Source organism: Bradyrhizobium sp. BWA-3-5 (assembly GCF_032917985.1).
In the GTDB taxonomy this organism is placed as follows: Bacteria; Pseudomonadota; Alphaproteobacteria; order Rhizobiales; family Xanthobacteraceae; genus Bradyrhizobium.
Genome location: NZ_CP136626.1, coordinates 1 through 20,489, shown reverse-complemented (window position 1 = coordinate 20,489; position 20,489 = coordinate 1). Strand labels below are relative to the sequence as shown.

The window sequence follows — 20,489 nt, the reverse complement described above, 5'->3', positions numbered from 1 at the left end:
GGCAGACGTCAACATTGCTTGAAGCAGAGCTGCGTCTGCGGGCGGTGCATTGCCGCCGATCCAGGCCTATACTCCCGCCAACCCCCAAGAAACTTCAGGGAGTACTGCCATGAACCCACCCGTCGCCGCTCGCGCCCAATCCGCCCAGCCCTCGCTGCACGACCGCCTGAAAGACCCCTCGCTGCTGCGCGACCGCTGCTATATCGACGGCGCCTGGGTCGGTACGCCCTCGCGCCCGGTCACCAACCCTGTCAATGGCGTCGAACTCGCCAAGGTGCCGGCGTTCAGCACGGCAGAAGCCACCCAGGCCGTCGAGGCTGCCGAGCGCGCGTTCCCATCCTGGGCCAAGCAGACGGCAAAACAGCGCTCCAACATTCTGCGAAAATGGTTTGAGCTGATCGCGGCCAACCGCGAGGATCTCGCGCTGATCCTCACTTCCGAGCAGGGCAAGCCACTGGCGGAAGCGCTGGGCGAGGTCGATATCGGCGGCGCCTATGTCGAATTTTTTGCCGAGGAGGCCCGCCGCGTCTATGGCGAGACCATTCCGACGCAGCGGCCGGATGCACGGCTGCTCGCGATCAAGCAGCCGATCGGCGTCTGTGGCGCGATCACGCCGTGGAATTTCCCGTGCTCGATGATCACGCGAAAAGTCTCGCCGGCGCTCGCCGCCGGCTGCACAGTGGTGCTCAAGCCCGCCAACGAAACGCCGCTGACCGCGCTGGCGCTGGTCGCACTCGCCGAGAAGGCCGGCGTGCCGAAGGGCGTGTTCAACATCCTGACCGGCAATTCCTCTGCGATCGGCAAGGTGCTGTGCGAGCATCCCGCCGTGCGCTTCGTCGGCTTCACCGGCTCCACGGAAGTCGGCAAGATCCTCTATCAGCAGGCCTCGGTAGGTGTGAAGAAGCTCGGCTTAGAGCTCGGCGGCAATGCGCCGTTCGTGGTGTTCGACGATGCCGATATCGATGCGGCGGTCGAAGGCGCGATCGTCTCGAAATACCGCAACATGGGCCAGACCTGCGTCTGTGCCAACCGCATCTACGCCCAGGACAAGATCTACGACGAGTTCGTCGAGAAGCTGTCCAAGAAGGTCGCGGCGATGAAGATCGGCGACGGCACCGAGCAGGGCGTGGTGCAGGGCCCGCTGATCAACATGGATGCGGTGCTCAAGGTCGAGAAGCATATCGATAACGCGGTGAAGGGCGGCGCCAAGATCGTCACCGGCGGCAAGCGCCACGCGCTCGGCGGCAGCTTCTTCGAGCCGACCGTGCTGTCGAACGTCAAGCCGGACGCACTGGTCGCGCATGAGGAAACGTTCGGGCCCTTAGCGCCGGTATTCCGCTTCAAGGACGAGGCCGACGTCATCGCGATGTGCAACAATTCGCCGTTCGGGCTCGCCTCGTATTTCTATTCCCGCGATCTCGGCCGCGTCTGGCGCGTCGCCGAAGCGCTGGAATCGGGCATGGTCGGCGTCAACACCGGCCTCATCACGACCGAAGTCGCGCCGTTCGGCGGCGTGAAGGAGAGTGGCCTCGGCCGCGAGGGTTCGCATCACGGCATGGAAGAATATGTCGAGATCAAGTACGTGATGATGGCGGGCGTTTAGCTTTCGTCGTCCGCTACTCTCTCTTCGTCGTCCCTGCGTTCGCATGCGTTCGCAGGGACGACATCTCATTCAGTCGCTCCCATCTCAGTCGCTTGCATCAATCGCGAACGCGCCGTGACGTCCGACGCCGGAGGCGAAGCGCGTCGCGCCCGACAGGGTTTCGCCCGAGGCGATCACGGCAAGGCCGCCGCGCATCTCGTTGTCGATCGCCTCTTCCTCTGTGAGGTCCCACTGCCGCAGCGCCGACAGCCGATCGGCGCGCAGGCATTTTTGCGGAAACGCCGCGATCTCCCGGGCGAGCGCAATCGCGTGCGCGACGGCTTCGCCGCGGCCGACGACGCGGTTGGCGAGCCCCATGCGCAGCGCCTCCTGTGCGCCGACCGGGCGCCCGGTCAGGATCAGGTCGACCGCCTGCGAATGCCCGATCAGCCGCGGCAGGCGGATGGTGCCGAGATCGATCAGGGGCACGCCGAAGCGGCGGCAGAAGATACCAAACGTCGCATCGTCGGCGACCACGCGCATGTCGGCCCACAGCGCCAGCTCCATGCCGCCGGCCACCGCAAAACCCTCGACCGCCGCGATGACAGGCTTCGACAGCCGCAGCCGGCTCGGCCCCATCGGCGCGATCGAATCGTGTCCGCCGAACTCACGCTTCTTGTTCGGATCGCCCGCCGCCACCGCCTTGAGATCGGCGCCGGCGCAAAAATAGCCGCCAGTGCCGGCGAACACCGCAACCGACGCGCTCTCGTCGGCGTCGAAGGCGAGGAAAGCATCATACAGCTTGCGTGCGGTCGCGCCGTCGACGGCGTTGCGGCAGTGCGGGCGGTTGATGGAAACGATGGTGATGGGGCCATCGCGTTCGATGAGTACGGATTTTTCTTCGGACATATCAGGCGCTCCCTATATTTTTCTGGGAGGTAGCTTGGCATCAGACGGGCTTGTTGGGCAATCCAGTATCCGCGTCATTGCGAGGAGCGACAGCGACGAAGCAATCCGTTTCTCCGCTTGTGGCGCTATGGATTGCTTCGCTTCGCTCGCAATGACGGGCTGGCCATCCTACGAAATTTGCAGCTCATCCCCCGTCACGCGGCGATACGCTTCGAGATAGCGCTTGCTCGTCGCGTCGACGACGCTGTCGGGCAGCGGCGGGGGCGGTGCATCGCCGTTCCAGCGGCCGGCCCTTCGCTCGGCGTCGAGATAGTCGCGCAGCGGCTGCTTGTCGAAGGAGGGCTGCGGTCGGCCGGGCTTGTAGACGTCGGCGGCCCAGAAGCGCGAACTATCCGGTGTCATCACCTCGTCGATCAGGATGATGCGGCCGTCCGCGGCCTTGCCGAACTCGAACTTGGTGTCGGCGATGATGATGCCGTGATGACGGGCGATCCGCTCGCCGAAATTATAGACCGTGCGCGCCATGCTTTCGAGCTTCCCGGCGACGTCGCTGCCGACGATCTCGCGCACCCGTGCCACCGTAATGTTCTCGTCGTGGCCGGTCTCGGCCTTTGTGGCGGGACTGAAGATCGGCGCATGGAGCTTCTCGCTTTCGACGAGGCCGGGCTTGAGCTGTTCGCCTGCGAGGGTGCCGGATGCGGCATATTCCTTCCAGGCCGAGCCGGAGATATAGCCGCGGATCACGCATTCCACCGGGAAGACAGTGGTGCGCTTGCACAGCATCGCGCGCCCCAGAATATCGGCGCGATGATCCTTCAGTGCTGGCACCTTGCGGATGATCTCGTCGGCGTCGGCGCTGATCATGTGATGCGGCACCACGCCTTCGAGCTGGTGGAACCACCACGCACTGATCTGAGTGAGTACCGCGCCCTTCATCGGGATGGTTTCGGCCATCACGACATCGAATGCGCTGATGCGGTCGGTGGTGAGCAGCAGCACACGGTCGTCGCCGACGGCATAGATATCGCGTACCTTGCCGCGGCCGATCCGGGGCAGGGGCAAATCGCTGGCGAGCATCGCGTTCATCGGGGCAGGCTTTCGGTCAGGCGCCCCGCGCTGGCGCGAAGGCAAAAATTGGAAAGCGGAGCAATAGCTCACTCCGGCAGCGGAATGAACTCATGTTCTTGCGGAACGGCGGCAAACCGGCCGGTTTTCCAGTCCTGTTTGGCCTGCTCGATCCGTTCCTTGCTGGAGGAAACGAAATTCCACCAGATATGGCGCGGCCCCTCCAGCGCGTCGCCGCCCAAAAACATCATCCGCGTCGGCCGCACTGCCTTTACGGTGATGCGGTCGCCCGGCCGGAAGATCAGCAGGCGCGGGCCCTCGTAGCGCTCGTTCGCGATTTCGACCTCGCCGTCAACCAGGTAGATCGCGCGCTCCTCATGGTCGGGGTCGAGCGGCACGCTGGTGCCGGCCTGCGCGGTCACCTCGGTGTAAAACCACGGCGAGACCACGCTGACCGGCGATTTCACGCCAAAGCCGCTACCTGCGATGATGCGCGCGGTGAAGCCGCTCTCCTTCACGGTCGGCAGCGCCTCGGCAGCATAGTGCTGGAACGACGGCGCGATCTCTTCCGATCCTGCGGGTAGCGCGATCCAGCTTTGCAGGCCGAGCATCTTCTGCCCGTCGCGGCGCTGCACATCGGGCGTACGCTCGGAATGCGCGATGCCGCGGCCCGCTGTCATCAGGTTCATCGCGCCGGGCTGGATCTCCTGGATGTTGCCCTCGCTGTCGCGGTGCATGATCGAGCCGTCGAACAGATAGGTGACGGTGGCGAGCCCGATATGCGGATGCGGCCGCACGTCCATGCCCTTGCCGGCCATGAACTGAACCGGGCCGAAATGATCGAAGAAGATGAAGGGGCCGACCATCTGCCGTTTGCCATGCGGCAGCGCGCGCCGCACGGCAAAGCCGTCGCCGAGGTCGCGCGTGCGTGGCACGATGATGAGATCGAGCGCATCGCAGGTCTTGGGATCGCCGAGAACGGGATCGTTGGAGGGTTGCCAGCTCATGGGGACTCCTTGATGTTTTGTGCGATCATAGCAGGAATTGCGGTCATAGGTGAAAGCTTCTCTGCGTCATTGCGAGCGAAGCGAAGCAATCCATTTCTCGGCTTGGGGATCTATGGATTGCTTCGCTTCGCCTGTCATCGGGCGCGCATTCGCGCGACCCGTTGGCTCGCAATGACGGCGGCCGGCATCTGCTGATCTGGAACCTAAAAATTGAATCAAGCGGCAATTCGCTTTAGGGTCACGCATAGCCTATAACCGCGCGAACGGGCCCAACTTGATGCCGCTTGCCACCATCGACATTGCCTTGCGAGCCGCCACTGTGGCGCTGCTGCTGGTATTGGCAATCTCGCTGTATCGCGGCTTCGGCACTGTGCTCGCGGGGCGGCTGGCCGCCGCGTTTGCGCTCGGATCCGCGGCGCATACCGTGACGTCGTCGATCGGCACGGCGTCGCCGGTATCGGTAGCGCATGCGCCACTCATTGCGCTGTCGACCGGCAACGTCGTGATATTCTGGCTGTTCACGCGCGCACTGTTCGACGAGGCGTTTAGACTGCGCTGGCGGCATGGTGTAATGTGGGCCGCGGTTGCTTCGTTCAGTTTGGTCAATTGTCTGTGGCTTGCCCCGCTCTACAGCGCCCGGTTCGCGATCATCGCGGTCAATCTGATTGCGCTCGGCTTCATCGCATTGGCGTTGGTGCAGACGCTGGCATCCTGGCCGACGGATCTGGTCGAGGGGCGCCGGCGTGTCCGCGTTTTCATCGTCAGCGCGGCCGCACTGTATGGCGGCCTCAATGCGATCCTGCATATATTGATGGCCGGGGGCGGCGGCGCCGACATCGCCAATGTCTTGAATTCGGCTGCTCTGGTTGCCGTGGTGGGGTCGATTGCGATCGCGATGATGCGCGTTGATGGCGCCGACCTGTTTCCCGCTGTGCCCGAAATCAAGATCAACGCAGGCGAAGCGACCGTCATCGAAACCAGTGCTGCCGACCAGAAACTGATCGATGCGTTAATGCGCCTGATCAATGACGAGCGCGTCTATCGCCATGACAACGTCACCATCGGCACGCTCGCGACCCGGCTCGCCATTCCCGAATACCGGCTGCGGCGGCTGATCAACCAGCGGCTCGGCTATCGCAACTTCAATGTGTTCCTCAACGAGCACCGGATCGCGGAGGCCAAGGCGGCACTTGCCGATCCGAGCCAGGCCGAGGTCCCCGTCATCACCATTGCGATGGACGCCGGCTTCCAGTCGCTCGGCCCGTTCAACCGCGCCTTCAAGGCGATTACGGGCGTTACGCCGACCGAATACCGCCGGCTCAAGGCCAGCGCGGCTTAGCCTCATTGCTCTGTTATCACTAGTAAATTTCGGATTCGGTGAGCCGCTTTCAGGTTCCGGCTAGCTTCAATTCCAAATACGGCGAGCCTGCCCGCGACAGCCCCGCCACTCCTTCCGGCACGCGCTGATGCGTGCTGCCGGAGGCCCCTGTGACCCGACGAAATCTCATCCTCATCATCGTCACCTCGACCGTGCTCACGGCGCTCGCGCTATCGGTCGCCCGCGCCCGCGACGTACCGAAGGTTGCGACCGGCTTTGTCGCCAGCGTGCTGTGCACCGAGACCTTCGTCTCCAGGCTCGATTCGGTACGGGGTTTCGCGGAGACCACATCGGCCATGCCGGGCGCGGGCCTGATTTCCTGGGCCTTCAATTATCGCGTCGACCCCGCGCGCAAGGACGTCACCGTGACGCTGTTCGGCCTCGGCCACAGCCATGCCGTCTATCGCGGCGAGGGTCTCGGCTGCTATCTCGACCACGGTAGCGTGGCAGCCGACATTGCGTTGCCGCCGTCCGAGGCCAGGACGTCGTTGCTGCCGGAGATCGGCGGCCCATCGATCGTGCTGCCGCAGACGGCGAAGCTCGCAGCAGTGCTCGATCGCGCCTTTGCCGAGCCGGACAAGTCGACGCCGCGCAACACCCGCGCGATCGTGGTCATTAAGGATGGCCGCATCCTTGCCGAGCGCTACGCCGAGGGTATCGGTATCGATACGCCGCTGCTCGGCTTCTCCGCGACCAAATCGGTCATCTCGGCGCTCGCCGGCATCCTCGTGCGCAAGGGCGCGTTGAAGCTTCATGGGCCGGTGCCGATCGCAGCCTGGCAGGGCGCCGGCGATGCGAGAGGCGCGATCACGCTCGACCATCTGCTGCGCCATACCGCCGGGCTCGCACTCGGCAGCTCGCTGCAGGCCTCCCTGGCCTCCGCACTCGAGCCGGTAAATCGCATGAAGTTCATGGAGCCCGACATGGCCACCTATGCGGAAAGCATGCCGCTGGCGACGACGCCGGGAGAGGCGTGGAATTATCACGACGGCAACACCGTCATCCTCGCGCATCTGATCCGCCAAGTCGCCGGCGGTCGCGCCGCCGACATGATGCGCTTTGCGCGGCAGGAACTGTTTGAGCCGCTCGGCATGCGCCATGTCACGCTCGAATTCGACGCGTCAGGTAATGCGGAAGGCTCGAGCCAGTTGCTGGCCAGCGCACGCGACTGGGCGCGCTTCGGCCAGCTCTATCTCAATGACGGCATGGTCGGCGGCAAGCGCATTCTGCCCGAGGGGTGGGTGAAATATTCGGCAACGCCGACGCCGGGCGCCTGGGTCGGGCAGGGCGCGGGGTTCTGGACCAATCAAGGCGACAGTTTTGGCGCGATCTATCGCACCGAGCACGGTTGGCCGCGCGATGCGTTCTACGCCAAGGGAACGCTGGGGCAGTATGTCATCGTCGTGCCATCGGAGCGGCTGGTGATCGTGAGACTCGGCCGTTCGCCGAACTCGCCTCCGGAAGCCGACGGCGTGTTTGATCTCGTGCGCGATGTGGTGGCGGCGACGGGAGGCACGGGAAAGTTGGCGGCGGGGAACTGAGGTGTGACTCACCATCCCCCTCCAGGGGAGGATGCGATCCCATTCGGGCTACTGCCGCCCCAACTGCGTCGCCTTCTCCACGCGGTCGAACCGCTCCAGCGAAAGGATCGCATCCGCAAGCTGATCGGCGCGGCCGTTCAGCACGGGGCGGGCCAGCGTCAGGAACTTCTGCTGCATCGCCTGCGCGTCCGGGAACGTATCCGGCTCGCCTGAGGGGTCGGCATAGAGCCGCTCATGCACGCCATCGTCGGTGGTAATGGAAACCCGCGCGCCGAAGGGATGGGGGCGGCCGATCTCGAGACGGTCGTCCTGCACCACGTCGAACTTGTCGGCGAGCGCGTTGATCGCGGCGTCGCCGAGCCGCTCGTAGTCGTCCCAGCCAAAGCTGCCTTGATCGAGCGCCAGCGCGCCGGTGAAGAACATCGAGAACTGCCCGCCGACGATCGAGGTCGGATGCCGTTTGGTGGGAGCATCGCCGGTCAGCGTAATGCCGTTGCGATGTAGGCCGATCTCGACGCGCTTGATCTGGTCCGGCGTCAGATTGTGCTCGCGCCGCATCGCGATCAACGCATCGAGCGCGGCATGGGTATAGCGACAGCTCGGATAGGGTTTTACCCCGATCTTCAGCGTCTCATAGGTCTTGCCGAGGTCAGCGATGGCCTTGCCCGGATGGGCGTCGTCGCTGTAGCCGACGAGCAGGCCGTGCTTGCCTTCGACCGACTCGGTCGAGCCGATGAAATTATTTCGCGCCAAGGTAGCCGCGATCACGCCGTTCATCGCGGCGGCGCCGACCTGGTAGCGCTTGTTCCAGGCGCCGTTGACCAAGAATTGCAGCGAGCCCGCCGCTTGGCTGCCGGAAACGCCGAACGCGGAGATGATCTGGTCCTTGGAAAGGCCGAACAGCTTGCCGGCCGCCGCCGCGGCGCCATAGGTTCCGGCGGTCGCAGTCGGGTGGAAGCCGCGTGCATAATGCGACGTCGGATCGAGCGCGTTGCCGAGCCGGCAGCACACTTCATAGCCGGCGACGATCGCGGTCAGCACGTCGCGGCCGGAGGCGCCGACCATCTCGCCGACCGCAAAAGCGGCGGGCACCACGGGTGCGCTCGGATGCAGCGAGGAATCGGCATGCGTGTCATCGAAATCGAGGGAGTGGCCGAGGGCGCCGTTGAGGAGCGCGGCAACCGCCGGCGTCCAGGTTTTGGAATCGCCGAATACGGTGGCCCCGCCCTTGCCGTCCAGCGCCAGTGCTTCCAGCATGTTGAGCAGCGAGGGGGTGGATTCCGCGTCGCGCCGGGCCCGGATCGCGCTGCCGAGGAAATCGAGCGTCAGCACCTTGGCGCGTTCCAGCACCTCCGGCGGGATATCCGCAAATTTCAGGTCGGCGACATAGGCGGCGAGCGTTGCGGTTTCCTGGGCCATCGTGTTTCCTCGTTTTGCCGGATAGCGTAGGCGGGCCGAAAAGAGCTTTCAAGCCGCCTTCCCGTCGCGGCGCCGGCCGTAGCTGATGTCGTTTAGCACAGGCGCGGCGTGCGGTTTCTGGAATGCGGTGCATGATGGCCTTCGCAAAACGCATGCTTGGATCGCTTCGCGGCTACAAGACGCAACTCGCGCTCGCGGTCAGGCTCGCAATTGCCGCGGTCGCGGCCTATGCGATCGCCCGTGCACTGCATCTGATGCTGCCGCTCTGGGCGGTGCTGACCTCGCTGATCGTCACCCAGATGAGCGTTGGCCGATCACTGAAGGCGACCCGCGATTACATGCTCGGCACGATCGGTGGCGCGGCCTATGGCGGGGCGATCGCGATGCTGATCCCGCATTCCGGCGAGGGCGGATTGCTGGCGCTGTTGGTGCTCACGGTCGCACCGATGGCCTTCATCGGCGCCGTCAATCCGAGCCTGAGCGCTGCGACAGTAACGGCCGTGATCGTGTTGCTCGTGCCGGCGATGAACCACGCCAATCCGCTGGATTCAACCATCGACCGGCTGTTCGAAGTCGCCGTCGGCGCCCTCACCGGACTGGTCGTCTCCTTTCTGGTGTTGCCGTCGCGGGCGATCAGCCAGATCCGCGTCAATGCGGCGCAGATTCTGGAACTGCTGGCCGCCGCGTTCGCCGAATTGCTCGCAGGGCTGACACGCGGGCTCGACAACGATGCGCTGCATCGTATCCAGGGTGGGCTCGGCACCGCGCTGGCCAACGTCCACACGATCGGTCTGGAAGCCGAGCGCGAACGCGCCGCGCATCTGTCGTCCGGTCCGGATACCGGCCCTCTGTTGCGCACGCTTCAGCGTTTGCGTCATGACGTCGTGATGATCGGGCGCGCCAGCGTGGTGCCGCTGCCGGCGAACGTGCAGGCACGGCTGGCGCGGCCGCTCGCCGACGTCAGCCAGGCGATCGTCGGCTATATGCGTGCGGCAGCCGTATCCTTGCGCAGCGGCAGCGGCGCGGTGGACATCCGGCCCGTCGATGCGGCGCTGCAGGCCTACGCCGCCGAAGTCGCCGCCATACGGCGCGAGGGCCTGATCCGCGGCGTTCCCGTCGATGTCGCCGAACGATTTTTCGTGCTGGGGTTCTCGCTGGATCAGATGCGGCAGAATCTGAACGATCTCGATCGCTGCCGGGCCGACTGGGGCGAGAAGCCGAAGACCTAGTCGAGACGGATGCCAGGAAATTCGAGGGTCGCCGTATAGCGATGGAACGAGATCGCGTATTCAGACCGTAACTTGCCGCAGCAAAGCGGGCACGATCAGCCGGTGAAACGGCATGATGACCGCAAGGTAGGTCCGGCCGAGCCGGTTGTGCGTCTTGATCACCGTGGTGGCAGTGACCTGCCTGGCCTCGCCCGGCGCCGTCACATCCACCACGACACGAAAATCAAGGTGGCGGTCGTTGAAGCCGGCAATGAGGCGATCAGGCGTTTCGCTCACGACCGGAAAAATTCCGATCATGTCGCGGGGCACGCCCTGAGTGGCACCCGAGGTTTTCAGCCCGAGCGGCGCGACGAGGAAATTGCGCAGCCACAACAGCGCCTCGGCCCAGCGCGGCTGCCGCGCCATCATCCGCTCCGCCGCCGCGCGGGCGTCGAGATCGCGGTCGCCGATCTCGATGCAGAAGGCGTCGGCGAACTGCGCGCCGGCCAGCAGCGCGCGGGTATCGACGGCGGGTTTGATCTCGCGGACGGTCATCAGAAGGTCAGCTTGCTGGTCAACCGCCGGAAGCGCAAGAGCAGAAGCACGGCATAGACCGCAGTTCCGACCGACAACCCGATCCAGACACCGACGGCGCCCCATGATATCCAGAAGCCGAGCCAGCACGCGCCGGCGAAGCCGATCAGCCAGTAGCTGAGGATCGCGAACAGCAGCGGCACGCGGGTATCGTTCATGCCGCGCAATGCACCGGCGGCGATGGTCTGGATGGCGTCGGCGACAAACAAGGTCGATCCGACCAGCAGCAGCGTAGCCGACAGCTCGGCGGTCGCATCGGTGCTTTCGCCAAGAAAAAGGTGCGCAACGCCAAAGCGGCCGAGCATCACGGCGAGCGTCAGGAGGGCGGCGAGGACAATGCCGAGCCAGGTTGCGACATGGCCGGCATGCCGGACCGCGCCGGCATTGCCACGGCCGATGGCGTGGCCGACGCGTACGGTGGCGGCCATGCTGATGCCGAACGGCACCATGTACAGAATAGCTGCGACCTGCAGTGCGATCTGGTGCGCCGCCAGCGCCGTCGTGCTGATCAGGCCCATCAACAGGCCGGCGGCGCCGAACAGGCCGTATTCGAGCAGGAAGGAGAGCGAGATCGGTGCGCCGACGACAATCAGTTTCCACATCAGCCGCCAGTCGATGCGCCAGAAATGGCCGAACACGTGATACTTCCGGAACGGCCGGCGATACATCGCAAACCACACCGCAGCCAGGAACGTGCCGACATTGACGATCGAGGTCGCCAGCCCGGCGCCGAACAGGCCGAGCTGCGGCAGGCCGAACGCGCCGAACAGCAGCAGATAGACCAGCAGCGCATTGGCCGGGATCGCGGCCAGCGTGATCCATAGGATCGGCTCGGGTCGGTTGATCGCACTCATGAAGCCGCGGATCGCCATGAACCACAGGGCGGGCAGGATGGTCCAGACCAGGCCAGCGAGATATTCCTGCGCGAGATGCGCTGATGTCGGCGACTGGCCCAGCATCAGCAGGACCTGCTCGGCCCAGAAGCGGAGCGCCATCAGCGGCAGCGAAACCAACAGCGCCGCCCACAGGCCGACGCGCAACGAACGGCGGATCACATGCGGATTGCGCGCGCCAAAAGCCTGCGCAGCCAGCGGCGCGACCGCGGACACCAGGCCCATGCCGAAGGTGAAGCTGACGAACAGCACGGTATGCGCCAGCGCCGCCGCGGCCACGGCTTCTGCGCCGAGGCGGCCGATCATCGCAAGATCGGTCGTCATCATCGCGATCTGCCCGAGCTGGGTCAGTGCGATCGGCGCCGCGAGCTTCAGCGTCTCGGCAAGCTCGATCGCGAGGTGGCGGCCGGGCACGGCCGCAGAAACAGGCGGCGCGACGGTTGCGCGTTCAATCTTGTCGAGCGAGGTCATTGCAGGAGATTAGAACATGATCGGTTCTGATTGAATCAGAACCGATCATGTTAGGCTTATATTTTGCGCGTTTTCTTCACGCGAACCGGAATCCACTTCTCTTGAAAACGCTATATCACCGCCGAGAGTCGAAAAAGTGACGGACGCTTAGTGCGCCTATCCGGCGGCCCGTGCCGGCACGCGCGTGATCTTCGCGCCCAATGCGTTGAGCCGCTCCTCGATGCGCTCATAGCCGCGCTCGATCTGGTCGGCATTGTTGATCGTGGAGGTGCCCTCGGCGGCGACGGCGGCCAGCAGCATCGCCATGCCGGCGCGGATGTCGGGCGAGGTCATCGGCGCGCCGCGCAACCGGCTCGGGCCGGCGACGATGGCGCGGTGCGGGTCGCACAGTACGATGCGGGCGCCCATCGAGATCAGCTTGTCGACGAAGAACATCCGCGATTCGAACATTTTTTCGAACATCAGGATCACGCCGTCGCACTGCGTCGCCGTGACGATCGCAATCGACATCAGATCGGCCGGGAAGGCCGGCCAGGGCTGGTCCTCCAGCTTCGGCACGTGGCCGCCGAAATCGTCGTGGATCTTCATGGTCTGGCCCGAGGGCACCACGAGATCGTCGCCCTCGACGCCGCAGACGATGCCGAGCCGCTCAAAGCCCATCCGGATCGAGCGCAGATGCTCGACGCCGGCTTTCGCGATGCGCAGCGGCGAGCGCGTCACCGCGGCGAGCCCGATCAGCGAGCCGACCTCGATATGATCGGGCTGGATCGAATAGCTGGTGCCACCAAGCGTCGCTGGGCCGTGCACGATGATGGTGTTGGTGCCGATGCCCTCGATCTTCGCGCCGAGCGCGACCAGAAAGTGCGCGAGGTCTTGCACATGCGGCTCGGAGGCGGCGTTGCGCAAGAACGTGGTGCCATGGGCGGCGACCGCCGCGACCAGCGCGTTTTCGGTGGCGGTGACGCTGGGTTCGTCGAGGAAGACGTCGGCGCCCTTCAGGCGCGTAGCACGGAATTCCAGCCGGTGCGTGGCGGTGACCGTGGCGCCTAGCTGCTCGAAGGCGAGGAAATGCGTGTCGAGACGGCGGCGGCCGATGACGTCGCCGCCCGGCGGCGGCAGCGCCACCTCGCCGCAGCGGGCGAGCAGCGGGCCGGCGAGCAGGATCGAGGCGCGGATCCGCGCGCAGAGTTCGGGATCGAGATCGGCGGCGCGTACGTCCTTGGCGTGGATATCAAGCGTATTGCGCTCCTTCCACTCAGCCGAGGCGCCGACCGATCGGATCAGTTCGACCAGCGTCTCGGTATCGCGGATGCGCGGCACGTTCTGCAGCGTGACCGGGTGCTCGGTGAGCAGCGCTGCGGCGATGATCGGCAGCGCCGAATTCTTGTTGCCGGACGGCTCGATGGTGCCGGAGAGCCGGTGGCCGCCTTCAACGATGTACTGGATGGGCGCCACGAGCGTTCAAAGCCTCACACGTCGACGGTGGCGCTGAGCGAGTTATCCTGGATGAACTCGCGGCGCGGCTCGACCACATCGCCCATCAGCTTGGTGAAGATGTCGTCGGCCTCATCGACCTCCTTGACCTTTACCTGCAGCAGCGAGCGCTCGTTGACGTCGAGCGTCGTTTCCCAGAGCTGATCCGGGTTCATCTCGCCGAGACCTTTGTAGCGCTGCAACGTCACGCCCTTGCGCGCGGCCTCCGTCACGGCCTCGAACAGATCGACGGGGCCGTAAATCGTCGTCTCCGTGTCTTTGCGGCGAAGCTTGCCGGGACGCGCATAGACATCCTGCAATCTCTGCCGGTACTCGTGCAGCTTGCGCGCATCGGCGGAGCCAAGGAAGGCGTCATCGATGACGGCAACACCTTTCACGCCGCGCACCGTGCGCTCGAACACGAAACCCTGGCCTTCGACGAATTGCCCGGTCCAGCCGCGTTCGACTTCCTCGGCCTGATTGTCGAGCCGGTGAGTCATGTATTCGGCGGCCGCTGCTGCGTTTTCCGGGTTGGTGTAAATATCCCTTCCGAACAGGCCGGCGACGGCAGCCTGTTCGACAACTTTTCGATTGTAGCGGCTGTGCAGGTTGCGCAGCACGGTGCGGATGACGCGAGCGTCTTCTACCAGAGAGAGCAAATCACGGCCAGCACGGTCGTCGCCGCTGCCCAGCTTGAACACGCAGTCGTCGATTCCGGTCGCGATCAGATAGTCTTCCAACGCCCGCTCGTCCTTCAGGTACTGCTCGGACTTGCCGCGGGTGACCTTGTAGAGCGGCGGCTGCGCGATATAGAGGTGGCCGCGATCGATTAGTTCGCGCATCTGCCGGTAGAAGAAGGTCAATAGCAGCGTGCGGATGTGAGCGCCGTCGACGTCGGCGTCGGTCATCACGATGATCTTGTGGTAGCGCAGCTTGTCGGCCGAGAAATCGTCGCTGATGCCGGTGCCGAGCGCGGTGATCAGCGTGCCGATCTGCTCAGACGACAGCATCTTGTCGGTGCGCACCCGCTCGACGTTGAGGATCTTGCCGCGCAGCGGCAGCACCGCCTGGAATTCGCGGTTGCGGCCCTGCTTGGCGCTGCCGCCCGCCGAGTCGCCCTCGACGATGAACAGTTCGGACTTGGCCGGGTCCTTTTCCTGGCAGTCGGCGAGCTTGCCGGGCAGCGAGGAGACGCTGAGCGGGCTCTTGCGGGTCAATTCGCGCGCCTTGCGGGCGGCTTCGCGCGCGGCAGCCGCCTGGATCACCTTGCCGACGATGACCTTGGCTTCGCTCGGGTGCTCCTCGAACCACGCGGCCAGCGCCTCGTTGAGGACGTTCTCGACCACCGGGCGGACTTCCGAGGAGACCAGCTTGTCCTTGGTCTGCGACGAAAACTTCGGATCGGGCACCTTCACCGACAGCACGGCGGTGAGGCCTTCGCGGCAATCATCGCCGGTCAGCGCGATCTTTTCCTTTTTCGCGTTGGCCTCGGCATAGCCGTTGACCTGGCGCGTCAGCGCGCCGCGGAAACCGGCAAGGTGGGTGCCGCCGTCGCGCTGCGGGATGTTGTTGGTGAAGCACAGCACGTTCTCATGGTAGCTGTCGTTCCACCACAGCGCGGCCTCGACGCCGATGCCGTTGGCTTCCGAGCGCACCATGATCGGGACCGGCACGATCGCCTTCTTGTTGCGGTCGAGATATTTGACGAACTCCTCGACACCACCGCTGTAATACATCTCCTCGCGCTTCTCGACGGCATGACGCATGTCGGAAAGGATGATGTGGACGCCGGAATTGAGGAAGGCGAGCTCGCGCAGCCGGTGTTCCAGCGTCGCGAAATCATATTCGATGTTCTTGAAGGTCTCGGTCGAGGCGAGGAAGGTGACCTCGGTGCCGCGCTTGCCCTTGGCCTCGCCGACCACCTTCAGCGGTGCAACCGCATCTCCATGAGCGAACTCAACGAAATGCTCCTGGTCGTCGCGCCAGACCCGGAGCTTCAGCGAGCTCGACAGCGCGTTGACGACCGAGACGCCGACGCCATGCAGGCCGCCGGAAACCTTATAGGAGTTCTGGTCGAACTTACCGCCGGCGTGGAGCTGGGTCATGATGACCTCGGCGGCGGAAATGCCTTCACCCTTGTGGATGTCGACCGGAATGCCGCGGCCGTCGTCGCGCACCGTGACGGAATTGTCCGCGTTCAGGACCACGTCAACGCGCGTGGCGTGGCCTGCGAGCGCCTCGTCGATCGCGTTATCGACGACCTCGTACACCATGTGGTGCAGGCCGGAACCGTCGTCGGTGTCGCCGATATACATGCCCGGCCGCTTGCGAACGGCATCGAGGCCCTTCAGCACCCGGATCGATTCCGCGCCATACTCGACCGGAATTGGATGCTCAGTGTCGGCAGGGGTCTGCCGGGCAGGTTCTGTCATGTGAAGCCTTCGAGGGTGTCCCGAATCAGCCGCGCAATATGAGGCGCTGATCGATCTATTTGTGCCATGAAAGAGGCATCGCGCCTAGCGCAATCTCTCCTCCTACAAGTCTTTGAATAAATGGTGGTTTTTTACACTTTTTCAAGGTGTTCGAGGGCCGATTTTGCAGGCCTCGAAAAGCGCGATTCGGGGCCTGATTCTGAGCCTCTCGCAGGGCGATTTTCGGCTCTCAGCCGGCTCGTCGGCAGGTGCCGGAACGCGAGCTCAATACATTTGCAGCGCCAGTACGACGCCACGGGGTCCGATCATCATTTGGACTTATCAGCCTCAGGCGCGGCGGCGGACCTGGCCGGATTCGACGTCGAAAATCTCGCTGTTCGCGCCGATGTCGACGAATGCCGCCGGGTCGGCGCCAGTCATCCAGACCTGCGCGCCGAGTTTTGCCAGTTCGTCGAACAGCGCCTTGCGCCTGTTCGGATCGAGATGCGCGACGACTTCGTCGAGCAGCAACAGCGGCACGATGCCGGTCATTTCGGCGACGAGGGTGGCATGGGCCAGCACCAGGCCGATCAGCAGCGCCTTTTGTTCGCCGGTCGAGGCATCGCGTGCCGGCATGTTCTTTGGCGCATAGACCACCTGCAGGTCGCTCAGGTGAGGACCGTCAAGCGTACGGCCGGCCGCGGCGTCGCGTGCGCGGTTCGCGCGCAGGATTTCGCGGTAGCGATCCTCAACGGCGGTGGCTGGCTCGCTCACGAGAGCGTTTTCCATCCAGCCGTCGAGCATGATCTGCGCGGAGGGAAAGGCGGAGGCTGCGCCGCGCTCGCTGAGCATTGCAGCCAGCCGCGTCACGGTCTGGCCGCGCGTCGCGGCGACCGCCACCGCAAGCTCGGCGGTCTCGCGCTCGATCGCGTCGCACCAGTGGTCGTCGTAATTGCGCACTTCGAGCAGGCGGTTGCGCGAGCGCAGCGAACGTTCCAGCGCCGAAACGCGGCTGGAATGCTCGCTGTCGATCGCCAGCACCAGGCGGTCGAAGAAGCGGCGGCGTTCGGACGCGGCGCCGAGAAACAGCCCGTCCATCGTCGGCGTCAGCCATACCATGCGCAAATGGTCGCCGAACGCATTTGCCGAACCCACCGGCTCGCGGTCGATCCGGCAGCGCCGGGTGGTCGAAGTGCCTTCGACACCCGGTGCATCGATGCCGGTGCCGAGCGTCGCCAGCCCCAGCGCGCCCTCGACCTCGGCGGCGACCGCCCAGGAGCCGTCGCCCTGATTGTCGGCGACATCCTCCAGCGTCGCGCGCCGCAGCCCGCGCCCCGGCGAGAGAAACGAGATCGCCTCCAGGCAATTGGTCTTGCCGGCGCCGTTCGGACCGACGAGCACCACAAGGTCGCCACGCGCCTGCACGCTTCCCGCGCGATAGTTGCGGAAGTGCGTGAGCGAGAGACGATGGATGCGGGAGGGGGTCATGGCGCCCTGTCATTGCCGAAGAGTGCGAACGTGGCGGCAACTACTGTTGTCATCATCCGCGATGACCGATGATCCAGTACGCCGAGCTGCTCAACGTTTTCGTCGGCGCCGGCGATTACTGGATACCCGCCTTCGCGGGTATGACAGCTGTTTTTGTCGGGTGCCACCTTCTCCCACAAGGGGAGAGGGGATCTCCGCGTCCTCGTCGCCTGAAGTACTCACACCCGCATCGGCATCAGCACGTAGAGCGCGCCCTTGTTGTCCTTGTCCTGCACCAGGGTCGGCGAGCCGGGGTCGGCCAGACGCAGCACGGCGACCTCGCCTTCGATCTGGGCTGCGATGTCGAGCAGGTAGCGTGAGTTGAAGCCGATATCGAGCGCGTCGGATGCATACTCGACTTCCAGTTCTTCGGTGGCGCTGCCGGAATCCGGATTGGTCACCGAGAGCACCAGCTTGCCCGAGGACAGTGCGAGTTTCACGGCGCGGCCGCGTTCGCTGGAGATGGTCGAGACGCGGTCGACCGCGGCTTCGAAATCCTTCTTGTCGACGATCAGTTCCTTGTCGTTGTTCTGCGGAATGACGCGGCCGTAATCCGGGAAGGTTCCGTCGATCAGCTTCGAGGTCAGGACGACGTTGCCGAGGGTGAAGCGGATCTTGCCCTGCGACAGCTCGATCTTGATCTCGGCTTCATTGTCCTCGATCAGCCGCTGCACCTCGCCGACCGTCTTGCGCGGCACGATTACGCCGGGCATGCCGGTGGCGCCGGAGGGCAGCGCCAGATCGATCTGCGCCAGGCGGTGGCCGTCGGTTGCCACCCCGCGCAGCGTCGCCGCCTTGGCGCTGCCGGCGGTGTGCAGGTAGATGCCGTTGAGGTAGTAGCGGGTCTCTTCGGTCGAGATCGCAAACTGCGTACGGTCGATGAGGCGCTTGACGTCGGAGGCGGCGAGCGCGAACGAGTGCGTCATGTCGCCTGCGGCAAGATCCGGAAAGTCGCTTTCCGGCAGGGTCTGCAGCGTGAAGCGCGAGCGGCCGGCACGGATCGCCATCACCGAACGGTCGCCATCGGCTTCCAGCACGATCTGCGCCCCGTCAGGCAGCTTGCGGACGATGTCGTAGAACATGTGGGCCGGCACGGTGGCGGAGCCGCCAGTCGCCGTTTCCGCCGCCAGCGTTTCGGTGACCTCCAGATCGAGGTCGGTCGCCTTGAGCGACAGCCGGGCATTTTCGGCGCGCAACAGCACGTTGCCGAGGATCGGGATGGTGTTGCGGCGCTCGACCACGCGATGGACGTGACCCAGCGATTTCAGGAGTTGCGCGCGTTCGACGGTGACCTTCATTGCAATACCCGCCAGAGATGGAAAAGCCGGGCGGCCCGTCAAGGCAGCGCCGCGGCATTGGAAACCCGAAAAGCCGGATCAGGATCGGATTTGATCAAACCCCCGGGGGGACCGCAAGTTGGCGCGGATGGCCCGCCGGTGCAAGGGAGACCGGCCCCGTTCCCCCTACTTTTGGGGCGAAAAATGCCGGCAGAAAAAAATTCTCCCTCCCCACCCAACTCGGGTTTTAGCCGAGTGGGGTGGAAGGGAGAGGCTGGGGAGGAGCCACCTTGCTCGAAACGGCTATTCCTGCAACTGCCGCTTCAGCGACTCGACCTCCTCGGAGAGGGCGGTGTCGCGGGCCACCAGCGCCTCGATCTTGCGCACGGCGTGCAGCACAGTGGTGTGGTCGCGCCCGCCGAACCGGCGGCCAATCTCGGGCAGCGAACGCAGCGTCAGCGTCTTGGCCAGATACATCGCGACCTGGCGCGGCCGAACCACATTCGCCGTGCGCCGCGACGACAGCAGGTCCGAGCGGCTGACATTGTATTGCCGGGCGACCACGCGCTGGATGTCCTCGATCTTGATCCGCTTGGGTTCCTGCGGACGGATCAGGTCGCGCACCTCGCGCTCGGCCATCTCCAGCGTCACCGGCTGGTTGTTGAGCTTGGAGTGCGCGAGCAGGCGATTGATCGCGCCCTCGAGATCGCGGCCATTATGGGTGATGGTGCGCGCCAGATAATCCAGCACCGCTTCCGGCACGTCGAAGGTCGCGTGATGCGCGCGGGCGGCTGCCATCCGCGATTTCAGGATTCCGAGCCGCAGATCTTCACCGAGCGAACCCATTTCCACCACGAGGCCGCCGGCCAGCCGCGACCGCACGCGATCGTCGAGACTTTCGAGATCGGACGGCGGACGGTCGGCCGCGATCACCACCTGGCGGCCGGCGTCGATCAGCGCGTTCAGCGTGTGGCAGAACTCCGCCTGGGTCGACTTGCCCTGCAGGAACTGCAGATCGTCGATCACAAGCACGTCGATGCCGCGCAGCGCTTCCTTGAAGGCCAGCGCCGTCTGCGTCTTCAGCGCGGCGACGAAGCCGTACATGAATTTCTCGGCGGTGAGATACAGCACCTTGCGTTCGCCGCCCGAATTGCCGGCCCAGGTCACGGCCTGCAGCAAATGGGTTTTACCGAGGCCGACGCCGGCGTGAATATAGAGCGGGTTGAACATTACGGGATCGCCGCGGCGGCCCTCGGCGACCTGGCGCGCGGCGGCGTGGGCCAGCGTGTTGGAGCGGCCGATCACGAAGCTCGCAAAGGTCAGGCGCGGATCGAGCGGCGAGCCGCCGAGCGCATCGTGGCTGGCGGATACCGGCGCAGTCGCGGTCGCGCGCAGTTCCGGCGCGGGCCGGCCGTTGGCCGGCTCGATGCGGCGCGGATCGGCCGGCGCGGCAGCGTCCTTTGCCGGCGCGGCCGAACGCATGGCGGAGCGCACGGTGAGATCGATCCGGTGCACTTCCGGCATCTCGGCCTGCCAGCAGGTCAGGACGCGATCGGCATAATGCGCCTGGATCCAGCTCTTGAGGAACCGCGTCGGCACCGACAAATGCACGGCTTCGTCCTGCACGCCCTCCAAGTCCATGCGTGCAAACCAGCTGGTGTAAACGTCCTCGCCCACACTCGTCCGCAACCGCCCCTTCACGCGCGACCAGCGATCCTGTTCCGTATTTGTCAT

15 protein-coding genes are annotated in these 20,489 nt (G+C 64.9%); 4 read left to right on the top strand and 11 right to left on the bottom strand.

Translation table 11 applies throughout. The features are described from left to right. Positions 1 to 109: 109 nt before the first annotated feature. Complete coding sequence (locus tag RX331_RS00075; RefSeq protein WP_317254663.1) at positions 110 to 1,603, top strand: NAD-dependent succinate-semialdehyde dehydrogenase; 1,494 nt, start codon at positions 110 to 112, stop codon at positions 1,601 to 1,603. A gap of 84 nt (positions 1,604 to 1,687) precedes the next feature. On the opposite strand, the gene RX331_RS00070 is transcribed toward RX331_RS00075, so the two are convergent. The 3 genes from RX331_RS00070 to RX331_RS00060 all read right to left on the bottom strand — a co-directional run bounded on the left by RX331_RS00070 (position 1,688) and on the right by RX331_RS00060 (position 4,563). Next, the gene (locus tag RX331_RS00070) at positions 1,688 to 2,491 is read right to left on the bottom strand and encodes a crotonase/enoyl-CoA hydratase family protein (protein WP_317254662.1); all 804 of its coding nucleotides are present in this window, start codon (positions 2,489 to 2,491) and stop codon (positions 1,688 to 1,690) included. A 168-nt stretch (positions 2,492 to 2,659) separates the two neighbouring features. Beyond that, on the bottom strand, positions 2,660 to 3,577 hold the full coding sequence (locus RX331_RS00065) for a phosphoribosylaminoimidazolesuccinocarboxamide synthase (RefSeq protein WP_317254661.1): 918 nt from the start codon (positions 3,575 to 3,577) through the stop codon (positions 2,660 to 2,662). A gap of 68 nt (positions 3,578 to 3,645) precedes the next feature. Continuing rightward, positions 3,646 to 4,563, bottom strand: coding sequence for a pirin family protein (locus tag RX331_RS00060; RefSeq protein ID WP_317254660.1), 918 nt, complete (start codon positions 4,561 to 4,563; stop codon positions 3,646 to 3,648). 277 nt (positions 4,564 to 4,840) lie between these two features. Here RX331_RS00060 and RX331_RS00055 point away from each other — a divergent pair, with 277 nt between their 5' ends. Next, on the top strand, positions 4,841 to 5,902 hold the full coding sequence (locus RX331_RS00055) for a helix-turn-helix domain-containing protein (RefSeq protein ID WP_317254659.1): 1,062 nt from the start codon (positions 4,841 to 4,843) through the stop codon (positions 5,900 to 5,902). A 149-nt stretch (positions 5,903 to 6,051) separates the two neighbouring features. Further along, positions 6,052 to 7,482, top strand: a complete 1,431-nt coding sequence (locus tag RX331_RS00050) for a serine hydrolase (protein WP_317254658.1) — start codon at positions 6,052 to 6,054, stop codon at positions 7,480 to 7,482. A 48-nt stretch (positions 7,483 to 7,530) separates the two neighbouring features. On the opposite strand, the gene RX331_RS00045 is transcribed toward RX331_RS00050, so the two are convergent. Continuing rightward, positions 7,531 to 8,901, bottom strand: coding sequence for an MmgE/PrpD family protein (locus RX331_RS00045; RefSeq protein ID WP_317254657.1), 1,371 nt, complete (start codon positions 8,899 to 8,901; stop codon positions 7,531 to 7,533). Positions 8,902 to 9,035: 134 nt separating this feature from the next. On the opposite strand from RX331_RS00045, the gene RX331_RS00040 reads away from it, so the two are divergent. Then, a complete protein-coding gene (locus RX331_RS00040) occupies positions 9,036 to 10,130 on the top strand; it encodes an FUSC family protein (RefSeq protein WP_317258342.1) in 1,095 nt (364 codons plus the stop codon). Positions 10,131 to 10,190: 60 nt separating this feature from the next. Here the strand turns inward: RX331_RS00040 and RX331_RS00035 are convergent, their stop codons facing one another. From RX331_RS00035 to dnaA, 7 genes are all read right to left on the bottom strand, one after another. Continuing rightward, positions 10,191 to 10,664, bottom strand: coding sequence for a DUF2867 domain-containing protein (locus RX331_RS00035; protein ID WP_317254656.1), 474 nt, complete (start codon positions 10,662 to 10,664; stop codon positions 10,191 to 10,193). Then, a complete protein-coding gene (locus tag RX331_RS00030; RefSeq protein WP_317254655.1) occupies positions 10,664 to 12,067 on the bottom strand; it encodes an MATE family efflux transporter in 1,404 nt (467 codons plus the stop codon). The genes RX331_RS00035 and RX331_RS00030 overlap by 1 nt, the downstream gene beginning before the upstream one ends. 156 nt (positions 12,068 to 12,223) lie before the next feature. After that, a complete protein-coding gene (gene murA, locus RX331_RS00025) occupies positions 12,224 to 13,522 on the bottom strand; it encodes a UDP-N-acetylglucosamine 1-carboxyvinyltransferase (RefSeq protein WP_317254654.1) in 1,299 nt (432 codons plus the stop codon). Between the two features lie 14 nt (positions 13,523 to 13,536). Continuing rightward, positions 13,537 to 15,972, bottom strand: coding sequence for a DNA topoisomerase (ATP-hydrolyzing) subunit B (gyrB, locus tag RX331_RS00020; protein ID WP_317254653.1), 2,436 nt, complete (start codon positions 15,970 to 15,972; stop codon positions 13,537 to 13,539). Positions 15,973 to 16,299: 327 nt separating this feature from the next. Beyond that, positions 16,300 to 17,439: a DNA replication/repair protein RecF gene (gene recF / locus RX331_RS00015; RefSeq protein ID WP_317254652.1), complete on the bottom strand. Its 1,140-nt coding sequence runs from the start codon at positions 17,437 to 17,439 to the stop codon at positions 16,300 to 16,302. Positions 17,440 to 17,657: 218 nt separating this feature from the next. Next, positions 17,658 to 18,776 (bottom strand): DNA polymerase III subunit beta, encoded by a 1,119-nt coding sequence (gene dnaN / locus RX331_RS00010; protein ID WP_317254651.1) that lies wholly within the window; start codon positions 18,774 to 18,776, stop codon positions 17,658 to 17,660. A 282-nt stretch (positions 18,777 to 19,058) separates the two neighbouring features. Beyond that, a complete protein-coding gene (dnaA, locus tag RX331_RS00005; RefSeq protein ID WP_317254650.1) occupies positions 19,059 to 20,489 on the bottom strand; it encodes a chromosomal replication initiator protein DnaA in 1,431 nt (476 codons plus the stop codon).